This is a genomic window from Achromobacter sp. JD-1 (genome assembly GCF_038594925.1).
Taxonomy (GTDB): domain Bacteria; phylum Pseudomonadota; class Gammaproteobacteria; order Burkholderiales; family Burkholderiaceae_B; genus Achromobacter; species Achromobacter spanius_C.
This window is the reverse complement of sequence record NZ_JBCGCS010000013.1, coordinates 76,559-89,282: the sequence shown is the minus strand read 5'-3', so window position 1 is coordinate 89,282 and position 12,724 is coordinate 76,559. Positions and strand designations below refer to the sequence as shown.

Annotated in this window: 12 protein-coding genes; 8 read left to right on the top strand and 4 right to left on the bottom strand. The window is 62.8% G+C overall.

Annotated elements, in window-relative coordinates; translation table 11 throughout:
- Positions 1–36 precede the first annotated feature (36 nt).
- Together WBR68_RS19975 and WBR68_RS19970 are read left to right on the top strand one after the other, a co-directional pair.
- Positions 37–2,136: a TonB-dependent receptor gene (locus tag WBR68_RS19975; protein ID WP_083447371.1), complete on the top strand. Its 2,100-nt coding sequence runs from the start codon at positions 37–39 to the stop codon at positions 2,134–2,136.
- Between the two features lie 242 nt (positions 2,137–2,378).
- On the top strand, positions 2,379–2,975 hold the full coding sequence (locus WBR68_RS19970) for a C40 family peptidase (RefSeq protein WP_050446889.1): 597 nt from the start codon (positions 2,379–2,381) through the stop codon (positions 2,973–2,975).
- 121 nt (positions 2,976–3,096) lie between these two features.
- On the opposite strand, the gene WBR68_RS19965 is transcribed toward WBR68_RS19970, so the two are convergent.
- Positions 3,097–3,867, bottom strand: coding sequence for an SDR family oxidoreductase (locus WBR68_RS19965; protein WP_050446890.1), 771 nt, complete (start codon positions 3,865–3,867; stop codon positions 3,097–3,099).
- 246 nt (positions 3,868–4,113) lie between these two features.
- Between WBR68_RS19965 and WBR68_RS19960 the strand changes: the two genes are divergently transcribed.
- From WBR68_RS19960 to WBR68_RS19940, 5 genes are all read left to right on the top strand, one after another.
- A complete protein-coding gene (locus WBR68_RS19960) occupies positions 4,114–4,818 on the top strand; it encodes a c-type cytochrome (protein WP_230695054.1) in 705 nt (234 codons plus the stop codon).
- Positions 4,815–5,768, top strand: a complete 954-nt coding sequence (locus WBR68_RS19955) for a c-type cytochrome (protein WP_050446892.1) — start codon at positions 4,815–4,817, stop codon at positions 5,766–5,768. The genes WBR68_RS19960 and WBR68_RS19955 overlap by 4 nt, the downstream gene beginning before the upstream one ends.
- A gap of 140 nt (positions 5,769–5,908) precedes the next feature.
- Positions 5,909–6,541: a guanylate kinase gene (gmk, locus tag WBR68_RS19950; protein WP_083447372.1), complete on the top strand. Its 633-nt coding sequence runs from the start codon at positions 5,909–5,911 to the stop codon at positions 6,539–6,541.
- Positions 6,542–6,586: 45 nt separating this feature from the next.
- Complete coding sequence (gene rpoZ, locus WBR68_RS19945; protein ID WP_006219679.1) at positions 6,587–6,790, top strand: DNA-directed RNA polymerase subunit omega; 204 nt, start codon at positions 6,587–6,589, stop codon at positions 6,788–6,790.
- A gap of 22 nt (positions 6,791–6,812) precedes the next feature.
- Positions 6,813–9,107 (top strand): RelA/SpoT family protein, encoded by a 2,295-nt coding sequence (locus WBR68_RS19940; RefSeq protein ID WP_100855892.1) that lies wholly within the window; start codon positions 6,813–6,815, stop codon positions 9,105–9,107.
- 80 nt (positions 9,108–9,187) lie between these two features.
- Here the strand turns inward: WBR68_RS19940 and glnQ are convergent, their stop codons facing one another.
- From glnQ to glnH, 3 genes are all read right to left on the bottom strand, one after another.
- On the bottom strand, positions 9,188–9,916 hold the full coding sequence (gene glnQ / locus WBR68_RS19935; protein WP_230695053.1) for a glutamine ABC transporter ATP-binding protein GlnQ: 729 nt from the start codon (positions 9,914–9,916) through the stop codon (positions 9,188–9,190).
- Positions 9,913–10,569 carry a glutamine ABC transporter permease GlnP gene (gene glnP / locus WBR68_RS19930; protein ID WP_050446898.1) on the bottom strand — a complete coding sequence of 219 codons (657 nt, stop codon included), beginning with the start codon at positions 10,567–10,569 and terminating at the stop codon, positions 9,913–9,915. The genes glnQ and glnP overlap by 4 nt, the downstream gene beginning before the upstream one ends.
- 99 nt (positions 10,570–10,668) lie before the next feature.
- The gene (gene glnH / locus WBR68_RS19925) at positions 10,669–11,421 is read right to left on the bottom strand and encodes a glutamine ABC transporter substrate-binding protein GlnH (protein WP_050446899.1); all 753 of its coding nucleotides are present in this window, start codon (positions 11,419–11,421) and stop codon (positions 10,669–10,671) included.
- Positions 11,422–11,587: 166 nt separating this feature from the next.
- Between glnH and WBR68_RS19920 the strand changes: the two genes are divergently transcribed.
- Positions 11,588–12,622 carry a C45 family autoproteolytic acyltransferase/hydolase gene (locus tag WBR68_RS19920; protein ID WP_230695052.1) on the top strand — a complete coding sequence of 345 codons (1,035 nt, stop codon included), beginning with the start codon at positions 11,588–11,590 and terminating at the stop codon, positions 12,620–12,622.
- Positions 12,623–12,724: the final 102 nt, after the last annotated feature.

Genomic DNA, 12,724 nt, shown 5'->3' with positions numbered 1-12,724 from the left:
TCCGCCGGCCATTGCGCCGGCTCCTGGATTGTCACCATGAGTCTCCCGACATACCCCGCCGGGGCGCGTGCCGCGCTGCGCGCCGTTGCCATGCGCCCGTTGACGCTGGCCTGCCTGGCTGCGTTGCCCTACGCCTTTCCCGCTGCCGTGCAGGCGCAAACCCCATCCGACGCCGCAACGCTGGCGCCAGTCGTCATTACCGCCAATCCGCTGGGCAGCGACGCGCTGACCACGCCCGCCAGCGTGCTTGAAGGCCAGGGTCTGGCGTTGCGCCGCGCCTCGAATCTGGGCGAAACGTTGAACGGGCTACCCGGCGTATCCACCACCAGTTACGGCCCCATGGTGGGTCGGCCGATCATTCGCGGATTGGACGGTGACCGGATCCGCCTGTTGAACAATGGCGTCGGCATGCTGGATGCGTCGTCACTATCGTTCGACCACGCCGTGCCGCAGGACCCGCTGTCGATGAACCGGGTGGAGGTGTTGCGCGGCCCCGCCGCCCTGCTCTACGGCGGCAACGCGATCGGCGGCGTGGTCAACACCGTGGACAACCGCATTCCCACCGAGCCCATCGACGGCGTTCATGGCGAAGTGGGCGGCAGCTACGGCGGCGCCAACAATGACCGCAACGGCGCCGTGCAACTGGAAGGCGGCGACGGCACCTTTGCCATCCACGCCGATGTATTCGGACGCAAGACCGACACGCTGCGTATTCCGGGCTATGCGCGCACGGCGCAGCAACGCGCGGCAGACGGGCCGGATACTGATCAAGCGCGCGGCCGCCTGCCCAATAGCGACGGCGAGGCCAGCGGAGGCGCTTTAGGCATGTCATGGACGAGCGACCATGGCTACGCAGGCCTGTCCTACAGCGGTTACGACGCCAACTATGGGTCGGTCGCCGAAGAGGACGTGCGGATCAAGATGCACCAAGAGCGCTTCGGCGCGGCGGGCGAACTGCGCAACCTGGACGGGCCATTCAAAAGCATCAAGCTCAACTTCGCCTACACCGACTACCAGCACAAGGAAGTGGAAGACGGCGAAACCGGCACGGTGTTCAAGAACCGGGGCTATGAGGCGCGAATCGAGGCGCGCCATGCCGACATCGGCCCGCTGCACGGCGTGTTGGGTCTGCAGTTCGGACAAACGCGCTTCTCGGCGCTGGGCGATGAAGCCTTGGTGCCCACCACCGACACCGATTCCGCCGCGCTCTTTGCGCTGGAGGAATGGGACCTGACCGACCGGTTCACGCTGTCGGCCGGCGCTCGTATCGATCACACGCAGTTGAAGCCGACGGCGGGCGGCAACGACCGTTTTGACGGTTCCTCGCGCCGCGACTTCAACGCCGGCAGCTTCTCGGTGGGCGGCATCTACAAGCTGGACAGCCGCTGGTCGGTCGCCGCCAACGGCGCCTACACCGAGCGCGCGCCCACCTTCTACGAGCTCTACGCCAACGGCCCCCACGCGGCCACCGGCCAATACCTGGTCGGCGACCAGAACCTGGGCAAGGAACGCGCCTGGTCGGGCGACCTGGCGCTGCGCTACAAGAACGATGCCGACCACGGCAGCATCGGCGTGTTCTACAGCAGCTTTGCCAACTATCTGGCGGAAACCAACACCGGTCGCTATCGCAACGACGACGGTGGCGTGGTCGCGGCCGGCGGCGACGACGCGTTGCCCGAGGCGCGCTACCAAGGCGTACCCGCCCGCCTGTACGGCCTGGAAGCCGAAAACGTGACGCGGGTGTTGCAGCGTGACGGCCATACGCTGGACCTGGGCTTATCTGGCGACTACACCCTCTCGCGCAACCGCGATACCGGGCGTTCGCTGCCACGCATTCCGCCGCTGCGCCTGCGCGTGGCGCTGGACTACGGCTACGGGCCCTACAGCGCCGGGGTGAGCGTGTCCAAAGCCTTTGCCCAGCACGACCACCCGGCCAACGACACGTCTACCGCCGGGTATTACAGCCTGGACGCCAATGCCGGGTATCGCTTCAAGACCACCGGCGTGCAATGGGAGGCTTACCTACGCGGCCTGAACCTGACCAATCAGGACATCCGCTACGCCACATCGGTACTGCGCGATGTGGCGCCCGAAGGGGGGCGTGCCGTCATGGTGGGCTTGCGCGGCAGCTTCTAAGACGCGGCTTACTGAACCGCGGTGTTTGAAGTCCAAAATGCTGCAACCGTTACGTCGTTCTCCCGGGAGGGCGTAACGGATTTGCCCCGATATTGCTGCATTGCACTACAAATGTAATGAAACTTTATTCCACTATAATTCAACAGCTTCCGGGCCTTTTGCGTCCCGAAGCCGCCCCTTTCCGCCGGCTTGCCCCCTCCAGGCAAAGCCATGCCGCCTACTCCGATTTCTGAAGTGACGTAATGACGCCGCCTACGCGAAAAGTCCGAATTGCCGATTTCCGCATTCCCGTTTTCCTGTCTGCCCCCCTTCTTGCCCTGACCCTCTCGTGGATACCAGGCGCCGCCCAGGCCTCCCTGCCCACCGAGCAAGCCCGCCCGACGCTCAACGGCCTGCGCCTGGCGCAAGAGCCCACCGTGCCCACCTTGCGTGAACGTGTCGTGCAAGCGGGCCTGGACGCCATCGGCACCCCGTACAGCTGGGGTGGCGACGATGCCGAAGGCTTCGACTGCAGCGGGTTGGTGCTGTATGTCTACCGAGAAATCGCCGGGCTTGAACTTCCCCGCACCGCCCGCGCCCAGCGCAGCGAAGGGAAGTCCGTGTCCAACAAGAAGGCACTGCGTCCTGGCGACCTGGTCTTTTTTGCCACTCGGGGGCGTGGCGTAACGTCGCACGTAGGCATCTACATCGGCCAGAACAAATTCGTCCACGCGCCCCGACGCGGCACCAAGGTGCGCGTCGACGAAATGACGAATCCCTACTGGACCAAGCGTTACGTTGGCGCGCGGCGCTATCTGGACACCACGCAGGGCCAGATGCTGGCACAAGCCTCGCGTTAAGGCCTGGCGTTAAGGCATTTTGGGGCCGGCGAACCGGCGCGAAAAAAAAGGCGCCTGCTGGGCGCCTAGCATGTCAGAAGCATCGAAGCCTGCCAGGCAATAGCCGGCAGGCTTCGTGCATTCAGCCCCGGCCCACGAAGGGCATGTTCGTAGCCATGATGGTCATGAACTGCACATTGGCATCCAAGGGCAGGCGCGCCATGGCGGCGACGGCTTGCGCCACGTGCGCCACGTCCATGCGCGGCTCGACCTTGGTGCTGCCGTCGGCCTGGAGGATGCCGGCCGCCATGCGCTCGGTCATGTCGGTGGCGGCGTTACCGATGTCGATCTGCCCGCAGGCAATGCCATAGGGGCGGCAATCCAGCGAAATGGATTTGGTCAGGCCCGTCACCGCGTGTTTGGTTGCCGTGTAGGCAATGGAGAACGGACGCGGCGCATGTGCCGAGATAGACCCGTTGTTGATGATGCGGCCGCCTTGCGGGGACTGCGCCTTCATCACACGGATCGCGGCTTGCGCGCACAGGAACATGCCGGTCAGGTTGGTATCGACAACTTCGCGCCATACCGACACGGGCAGTTCTTCAATGGGCATGGCCGGTGCGCCACGGCCCGCATTATTGAACAGCACATCCAGGCGGCCATACTCCCGCTGCGCAGTGTCGAATAGATCACGCACAGCGTGCTCGTCCGAGACATCGGTGGGCACCACCAGGGCACGCACACCATCTTCACCGGCTGCGGTACGGGTGGCTTCAAGCGGGTCGCGTCGACGCCCCGCCAGCACAACCCGGTAGCCTTGAGCCAAAAATTCCAGTGCTACCGCGCGTCCAATTCCTGTCCCTGCGCCGGTTACCAGGGCTACGCGCGGCGGTTCGATCTCGTTCGCATGCATCGAATTCTCCTTGTTATCAATCGGCGAGATGCTACCGCAATCATTCTTGCGAAGCTGCAAGCAAAGTTTCCAATGCGGACACAATGCGCTGCGGTGACGTGCAAGCAGAAGAAGCGAGAAAGTGCCGCCTTAAGGAAAATGCCGTCTTAGTCGCGAAGCGCGCACTGATATGTCACAAGTCTTTATATAATTTGTAGAAATTAGCTTATTACCCAAATCCAATAACAAGCTTTGGAGCAGGCACCCATGACCCCACGGTCCTTTAGCGCCACGCTGCTGGCAGGTCTGGTATGCGCAACGGCTGCGCAGGCACAGGCCGAACCTGACGGCAAGCAAATCAGCATGCAAGGCGCGAACGGCGCCCCGGCCTGTATTACCTGTCACGGCGCCCGCGGCGAAGGCAACCCCGCCGCGGGCTTTCCGCAACTGGCGGGTATCGGCGCCAAGTACCTGGCTGAACAACTGGAAGCCATGGCCAACGGCTCGCGCGTCAGCCCCATCATGGCCGCGACCGCCAAGGCCCTGAGCCCCGCCCAACAAGACGCCGTGGCCCGCTACTACGCCGGGCTGCCCTCCCCACTGAACACTGACCACCTCGCCGCGACGGCCATGCACCCCGTCAAGCCAACCGACACCGGCGCCTGGCTGGCCACACGCGGCGCCTGGGATAAGAACGTGCCCGCCTGTAATCAGTGCCATGGCCCGGGCGGCATCGGGGTAGGCGAAAACTTCCCCAGCCTGGCGGGCCAGCCAGCCGCCTATATCGCCGGCCAGTTGCGCGCGTGGCAGCAAGGGCAGCGGCCGCCCGGCCCACTGGGTTTGATGCCCGCCGTGGCCACCCGTTTGACGGACGCCGAAATCGACGCCGTCTCGGCCTATTACGCCGGCCTGCCCGCCGCCGCGGAGCTGCTCGCCAAGCAATCGCCCGCCAACCAGGGGAACAAGCAATGAAGCCCGATTCCATGTTCCGCGCCACGTCCACGGGCGGGTTTGCCGCCGCGCTGTTATCCCTGCTGGCCTTGTTCTGTACGGCCTCTGCCACATACGCGGCAGACGCCAAACCCGCCTTCACGCCACCTTCCGCCGCCTCGTTGCCTGACACCGAATTTGGCAAGGTCGTGCGCCAGGGCGAACAGATCTTCCTGCACACGCCGCAACTGGCGGGGAAGTTCGTGGGCAACAACCTGAATTGCGCCAGTTGCCATTTGGATGCCGGACGCAGGCCGGATTCCGCGCCAATGTGGGCGGCCTATGTGCTCTATCCGGCCTATCGCGCCAAGAACGCACACGTCAATACGCTGGCCGAGCGCCTGCAGGGCTGCTTTCGTTTCAGCATGAACGGCAAGGCGCCGGCGGCCGACGACCCCACGCTGACCGCCTTGCAAACCTATATGTTCTGGCTAGCCAGCAAAGCGCCAACGGGCGTGGTGCTGGAAGGCCAGGGCTATCGCAAACTGCCCCCACCCGCCCAGAAAGCCGACTACGTGCGCGGCAGCAAGGTCTATGCGCAGTACTGCGCCGTATGCCACGGCGCCGAAGGCCAGGGCCAGAAGAATGGCAAGCACTGGGTGTTTCCCGCCTTGTGGGGCGCGGACTCGTTCAATTGGGGCGCCGGCATGCACCAGATCGGCAACGCGGCCGGCTTCATCAAGGCCAACATGCCGCTGGGCCAGGCCGGCATGTTGAGCGACCAGGAGGCCTGGGACGTGGCCTACTTCATGAATGCGCATGAACGCCCGCAAGACCCGCGCTATACGGAATCCGTCGCGGCGACGCGCGCCAAATATCACGACTCGGAGGATTCCTTGTACGGGGTCGAGGTCAATGGCCATTTGCTGGGCAGCGACGCCTCACCGGCGGGCGGCACGTTGATTCAGGCGAATACCCAACCGGCGGGTTAAGGGCCGATACCAAACCCACAGGTCGAGCCACACCATTCGCAGACCCTGAAAAAACACGCGGCGCGGCATCGGGTTTTCCCCTGCCGCGCCGCGTGATTTGCTAGACTCCCGGTCTTAGCATCACTCGCCGGTCCTATTTCATGCACGCCAATCCCGGAAACGTCTTCATGGTCGTCGCCCCTAGCGGCGCGGGCAAATCCAGCCTGGTGAAGGCCTTGCTCCAGCAAGACCCTTCCATCGAACTTTCCATTTCTTGCACCACGCGCGCGCCCCGGCCTGGTGAAGAAGACGGCCGCGAATACCGCTTTGTGTCATCTGACGATTTCAGGCAGATGCGCGACGCGCAGAACCTGCTGGAGTGGGCGGAAGTGCACGGCAATTTCTACGGCACGCCGCGCGACCGTATCGACACCGCTACGCGCGAAGGGCGCGACGTCCTGCTGGAAATCGATTGGCAAGGCGCTCGCCAGGTAAAACAGCGGTTTCCGGGCGCAATCGGCATTTTCGTGCTGCCGCCGTCGATCGATGAACTGGAAAACCGCTTGAAGGCGCGCGGCCAGGACGCGCCGCAAGTCATCGCGCGGCGGCTGATGGCCGCGGGCGGTGAAATCGCCCACGCGCCAGAATGCGAATATGTTATTATTAATCAAGAATTTAGCGTAGCCTTGTCGGAACTGATACAAATAGTCAGCGCCGCGCGGCTGCGTTTTTCGTCTCAGGCCGCCCGGCACGCTCAGTTGTTCTCGCAACTTGGCATTCCCGCCGAGCACTGAGCCGACTGCATTCTCTCCAATAATCCATCAGCACCAGGTGTCCTAATGGCTCGCATTACCGTCGAAGACTGTCTGAATCAAATCCCCAACCGTTTCAAGCTCACGCTGGCCGCGACGTATCGCGCCCGCGAGTTGGCGCAAGGCCATGCCCCGCGCCTGGACAGCAAAGACAAGCCCACGGTCACTGCGCTGCGCGAAATCGCAGGCGGCCTAACCGGCGTGGAAATGCTGCGTAAAGTTCCCACCTGATACTCTCCGGGGGGCGGCAAGTATGGCTTTTCCCGGGCTGAAGTACGCTTCATCTGGTCTGCTTGCCGCGCTACGTGCCGGCTCCCGTCTTGGGCGCCGCACGGGTAAGAAAAGCAAGAACCTCGCTACGCCACCGTCTGTCGCTGCACAAGAAGCGGCGGACGCGACCGCTTCGCCGGTTGCTTCGCTGGCGCCGCTGACCGAAATCATCGGCAGCTATCTCGATCCCAAAGATGTAGAACGTGTGCGCGAAGCCTATCGCTTCGCGGATCAGGCGCACCTGGGCCAATTCCGCGCCAGCGGTTCGCCCTACATCTCGCACCCCATCGCCGTCACTGAAATCTGCGCAGGCTGGAAGCTCGACGTCAACGCGTTGTCGGCCGCTCTGCTGCATGACGTGATGGAAGACCAAGGCATCGCCAAGCACGAGCTCGCCGAACGCTTTGGTCCTGAAGTCGCCGAGCTGGTTGACGGCCTGTCCAAGCTCGACCGTCTGGACTTCGCCACGAAGGCAGAACAGCAGGCTGAAAGTTTCCGCAAGATGCTGCTGGCGATGGCGCGCGACGTGCGCGTCATTCTCATCAAGCTGGCCGACCGCCTGCACAACATGCGCACACTGGACGCGGTCAACCCCGAGAAACGCCGACGTATCGCGCGCGAAACGCTGGACATCTACGCGCCCATTGCACATCGTCTTGGCCTGAACCTGCTGTTCCGAGAACTGCAGGATCTGTGCTTCGCGGCCATGTACCCCAACCGCTACCAGGTGCTGTACAAGGCCGTGCTGGCCGCGCGCGGCAACCGCCGCGAAGTCATCACCAAGATTGCAGATTCGGTGCGGGCGTCGCTGCCTGCCGCCGGCATCGAAGCCGAAGTCACGGGCCGCGAGAAAACGCTTTATGGCATCTACCGCAAGATGGTGGACCAGAAAAAATCGTTTTCCGACGTGCTCGACATTTACGGCTTTCGCGTCATCGTGCATACCCTGCCCGAGTGCTATCTGGCGCTGGGCACGCTGCACCAGCTTTATCGGCCCGTACCTGGCAAGTTCAAGGACTACATCGCCATTCCGAAAGTGAACGGCTATCAGTCCTTGCACACCACGCTGGTCGGCCCCTACGGCACACCTGTGGAATTCCAGTTCCGCACACGCGACATGCATCACGTGGCCGAAGAAGGCGTGGCCTCGCACTGGCTGTACAAGGGCGCCGACCTGACGCTGAACGACCTGCAAAAGCGCACCCATCAATGGTTGCAATCGCTGCTGGACATTCAAAGCCAGACGGGTGATTCCGGTGAATTCCTGGAACACGTCAAGGTTGACCTGTTCCCGGATGCCGTCTACGTGTTCACCCCGCGCGGCAAGATCATTTCGCTGCCACGCGGCGCCACGCCCGTGGACTTCGCCTACGCCATCCATACCGACATCGGCAACCAGGCCGTGGCGGCCAAGGTAAATGGCGAGTTCGTTCCGCTGCGCACCGAGCTCAACAGCGGCGACACAGTGGAAATCGTGACGTCGCCCGCCTCGCGCCCCAACGCACAGTGGCTCAATTACGTACGCACCGGCCGCGCACGCTCCGAAATCCGGCATTACCTGCGCACCGTCAAGTACGAAGAATCGGTGGCGTTCGGCGAACGCTTGCTCAGCCAGGCCTTGCAGGAATTGCACATGCCGATGCCGGCCACCGATGACCCCGCCTGGCAGAAATTGGCGCGCAGCACCGGCGCCAGTTCGCGTGAAGAAATCCTGGCCGATATCGGCTTGGGCAAGCGCCTGGCGGCAGTGGTTGCACGCCGGTTTGCGCCCGAACACCAATTGGTCGCCACCACGGCAGCGGCCGTGGACGAGCTGACTTCCGCGCGCAGCGCCCCCATCCTGATCCAGGGCAACGAAGGCCAGGCCGTGCAGTTGGCGCCGTGCTGCGGTCCACTGCCGGGCGATCCGATTGTGGCGGGCATGCGCATGGGCCATGGGCTGGTGGTGCACACCGCCGACTGCCCGGTCGCCATGCGCCAACGCCTGCGCGAACCCGAGCGCTGGATCAACGTGGCCTGGGATGCCCACACGGCCAAGCACCTGGCCACGCGTCTGGACATCATCACCCGCAACGAGCGCGGCGTGCTGGGCCGGCTCGCGGCGGAAGTTACCGCCGCTGACGCCAACATCATGCACGTGACGATGCACGACGATGCGGTGTCCACGGTGTCGTTGCACCTGACCATTCAGGTCGACAGCCGCAAACACCTGGCCCAGGTCATCCGCGCCATTCGACACGTGCCGCAGGTGCAGAAGATTGTCCGGGTGAAAGGCTGACGCCATTTCTTCACGACCCGACGCAAGCGTAAAAAAACCAGCAGCATGCTGGTTTTTTTACGCCATGAATGAATGGCGCCTCAGGTAACGTGCTGCAGGAAATCCTTCAAACGCTGGCTGGGCGGGTTGCTCAGTAATTCAGTCGGTGGCCCATCGTGCGCGATTTTTCCCGCGTCGATGAAGAGAAGCCGGCTACCCACCTTGCGCGCGAATTCCATTTCGTGGGTCACGACCACCATCGTCATGCCCTCTTCCGCCAGGTCCCGCATCACCTTCAGCACTTCGTGACGCAGTTCAGGGTCGAGCGCCGAGGTGGGCTCATCGAACAGCATCAGCTTGGGCTTGATGGCCAGGGCGCGGGCAATGGCCACGCGCTGTTGCTGGCCGCCGGACAGCTCCGCCGGATAGTGATGCATGCGCTCAGCAAGGCCCACCTTGTCCAGCAATGCCTCGGCCAGCTCGCGTGCTTCGCCGCGCGGCTGGCCGCGCGTATGCACGGGGCCGAACATGACGTTTTCCAGCGCGGTCATCTGCGGGAACAGATTGAATTGCTGGAACACCATGCCGGCTTCTCGGCGGATCTCGCGCACCTGCGCCGTATCGCCCTTGACGCTTAAGCCATCCACCAGCAGATCTCCGCCGTTGATGGTTTCCAGCACATTGATGCATCGCAGGAACGTGGACTTGCCGGAACCCGACGGACCCACCACCACCACGACCTCACCCGCGTCGATGTTCAGCGAAATATCGTCCAACACCATGGATTCGCCGAAGTTCTTGGTGACGTTATGGAATTCGACCATGCTCATAATATGCGCATCCTTCTTTCCACCAGGTGCAGGCTCAGCGCCATCAAGCCGGTCAGGATCAGGTAGACGATCGCGACCGCGGACCATATTTCAACAGCACGGAAATTACTGGCCATGATCTCCTGGCCCTGACGCGTCAGTTCGGCCACGCCGATCACGATGAACAGTGATGAATCCTTCAAGCTGATGATGCACTGGTTGCCCAGCGGCGGGATCATGCGGCGAAACGCCACCGGCCCGATGATGTGGAACAAGATCTTGTGGAACGGCAAGCCCATCGCCTGCCCCGCTTCCTTCAGCCCCTTGTGCACGGACAGCAGCGCTCCCCGCACGATTTCCGAGATGTAGGCGCCCGAGTTGATGATCAGGGTGACGATGGCCGCCCATTCGGCATCCACCCGGATATTGGCCAGCAGCGGCAAGGCGAAGTAGATGAACATCACCTGCACAACGATCGGCGTGCCGCGAATCACCGCCACATAGACTTGCGCGATCGCCGACAGGACGGGGTGGCCGTAAGCCCGGGTCACGCCAGACAACGCCCCCAGCAAGAACCCGCCGACCAAGCCCCAGAACGTGATCTTGATGGTCATCAGCGTACCCTCAAGCAGATTGGGTATCGCGTCTTGAATTACAGCCCAGTCAAATTCCACGGTAGTCCCCCCAGGGCGCCTTCGGGCGCCGCATCATCGCGGCGCCGCCCCGCTGACTTCACGGCGAAGCGGCGCGGAAAGCAAGGCTATGCCCAGCGCTTACGGCTTCTTGCCGAACCACTTTTCATAGATGGCATCGTACTGGCCGTTGGCTTTCAGCGTGGCCAAGGCCTTGTTCACCTGCGGGACCAATTCACTGCCCTTGGGGAAGGCGATGCCGTAGAAGTCACCGCTCTTGACCGAACCGATCACCTTCACGCGGCCCTTGCCTGCCGTGTTGGCGTAGTACTGCACGTTGGGCGTGTCGTGCACGGCGGCGTCCACGCGGCCCGTGGCCAGTTCCAGATACGCGTTGTCGATGTTGGGAAACAGCTTGAGCTTGGCGTCCGGCACCTGGGACTTCAGGAAATCAACGGTGGCAGTGCCGGTCTTGACGGCAACGGTCTTGCCGGAGAGGGACTTGGCGTCTTTGATATCGGTGTTCTTGTCGCTGACCAGAATGGCCAGGCCGCTTTCGTAGTAGGGGTCCGAGAAGTCGATGACCTTCTTGCGGTCGTCCCGGATCGTGATGCCCGCCAGCGCGGCATCGATGTTCTTGGTTTGCAGGCCCGGGATGATGCCGTTGAAATCCATGGGCTGAAGCTTGTACTTCAAGTTCAGTTCCTTGGCGATGGCTGCCCAGAGATCCACATCAAAGCCCACATAGGTATTACCCTGCTTGAACTCGAACGGCACGAAAGCGGTGTCGGTGGCCACCACCAATTCCCTGCCCTGGGCTTGGGCGCCGGATACAGCGCCGAACATGGCCACGGACAGGCCGACCAAGGCGGCGGCAACTTTACGTTTGATCATGAAACTCTCCTCGTGGGGACCGTCGGCTCCCCGGGTTGTTGTAGGGGCATGATTCCTTGGCGGCTCCGGGGTCACCGGCACCGCTTATCGGCGATCTTAACGCATGCGTCCCCACCCGGCAGAGCTTAGAAAAATTACAATCCACACGACACCCCGGAGAATCCCCATGCCCTACAAATATGTACGCATTGCCGGAAACCGGCGCGAAGTCGGTCAAGCGCTGGGCAAGTTGGCACGCCCGCTGATGTCGGTGTACCTGAATCAAAGCAGCACCTGGGAAGCGCTGCGCCGCTGGCGTGGCCATCCCTATGTGGACGAACTGGCGCAACAGATCCAGGCGGTGTTGCCGACGCTATGGGAAGAACTTGAAGGGCTGGCCGACGGCCTGCGCATGCCTGTGAAAGACGTGCTGCTTTGGAATTGCCGGGGTGACTTGCTGCATAGCACCACTGACGGCTGCACGTCCGTCGCACTGAAAGGCGCGGACGGCACACGCTGGATCGGCCATAACGAAGACGGCGACCCCTACCTGTACGGGCGCTGCCAGTTGGTTGATGTGGCCTTGGACGACGCGCCCGGCTTTGTCAGCTTCTATTACCCGGGGTCATTGCCAGGCCACACCTTCGGCGCCAACCGGGCCGGCCTGGTGCAAACCATCAATAACCTGCGCACCCGACTGCGCCAGCCGGGCGTGCCGCGCATGTTTCTGGCGCGCGCGGTGCTGGACTGCTCCACGCTGGATGAGGCCGTCGCCCTGCTTCGCGACCTGCCGCATGCTGGCGGCTTTCACCATCTGCTGGGCAGTGCCACCGCCCCCCGTCTGATCAGCGCCGAGGTGGCGCCGGGTTCGACGTCCATCATGGACATCGGCACGCGCTACGGCCATGCCAACCACATGGTTCACGCCAAGGCGCGCGACCAACCGCAAGTGATTACGGAATCATCGCGCAACCGACAAAACCGGATTGAGGGCATCGTGGATGGCTGGTCGCCGGAAACGGGCAGCGCGGACATGCTGGCCGCGCTGCACGACACGTTGGGCGCCCTGCCGATATTGCGCACCGATGCCGCCGACCCAGATGGTGAAAATACGCTGGCGACCGCGATGTTTGAAATCCGCGATGACGAGGTCACGTTGCGAGTCTATGACCGCAGAAAGATGGCGGACATTGCGTTGGATGTCATGTCGGACCCGGAATAGCAGGATCGTAGGATGGGTGTAGCGCGCACCGTCCTGGAACAGGAAATTAACGCTGAACGCGCGTAACCCATCAAGCGGTGGTTGAGCCATGGCTGAATTTGC

What these genes read in the sequence shown, in the direction of transcription:
- WBR68_RS19940 (WP_100855892.1), top strand. Translation starts at nt 6,813, where the DNA reads ATGGCTTTTCCCGGGCTGAAGTACGCTTCATCTGGTCTGCTTGCCGCG.
- WBR68_RS19965 (WP_050446890.1), bottom strand. Translation starts at nt 3,867, where the DNA reads ATGCATGCGAACGAGATCGAACCGCCGCGCGTAGCCCTGGTAACCGGC.
- WBR68_RS19955 (WP_050446892.1), top strand. Translation starts at nt 4,815, where the DNA reads ATGAAGCCCGATTCCATGTTCCGCGCCACGTCCACGGGCGGGTTTGCC.
- WBR68_RS19970 (WP_050446889.1), top strand. Translation starts at nt 2,379, where the DNA reads ATGACGCCGCCTACGCGAAAAGTCCGAATTGCCGATTTCCGCATTCCC.
- WBR68_RS19960 (WP_230695054.1), top strand. Translation starts at nt 4,114, where the DNA reads ATGACCCCACGGTCCTTTAGCGCCACGCTGCTGGCAGGTCTGGTATGC.
- gmk (WP_083447372.1), top strand. Translation starts at nt 5,909, where the DNA reads ATGCACGCCAATCCCGGAAACGTCTTCATGGTCGTCGCCCCTAGCGGC.
- rpoZ (WP_006219679.1), top strand. Translation starts at nt 6,587, where the DNA reads ATGGCTCGCATTACCGTCGAAGACTGTCTGAATCAAATCCCCAACCGT.
- WBR68_RS19975 (WP_083447371.1), top strand. Translation starts at nt 37, where the DNA reads ATGAGTCTCCCGACATACCCCGCCGGGGCGCGTGCCGCGCTGCGCGCC.
- WBR68_RS19920 (WP_230695052.1), top strand. Translation starts at nt 11,588, where the DNA reads ATGCCCTACAAATATGTACGCATTGCCGGAAACCGGCGCGAAGTCGGT.
- glnH (WP_050446899.1), bottom strand. Translation starts at nt 11,421, where the DNA reads ATGATCAAACGTAAAGTTGCCGCCGCCTTGGTCGGCCTGTCCGTGGCC.
- glnQ (WP_230695053.1), bottom strand. Translation starts at nt 9,916, where the DNA reads ATGAGCATGGTCGAATTCCATAACGTCACCAAGAACTTCGGCGAATCC.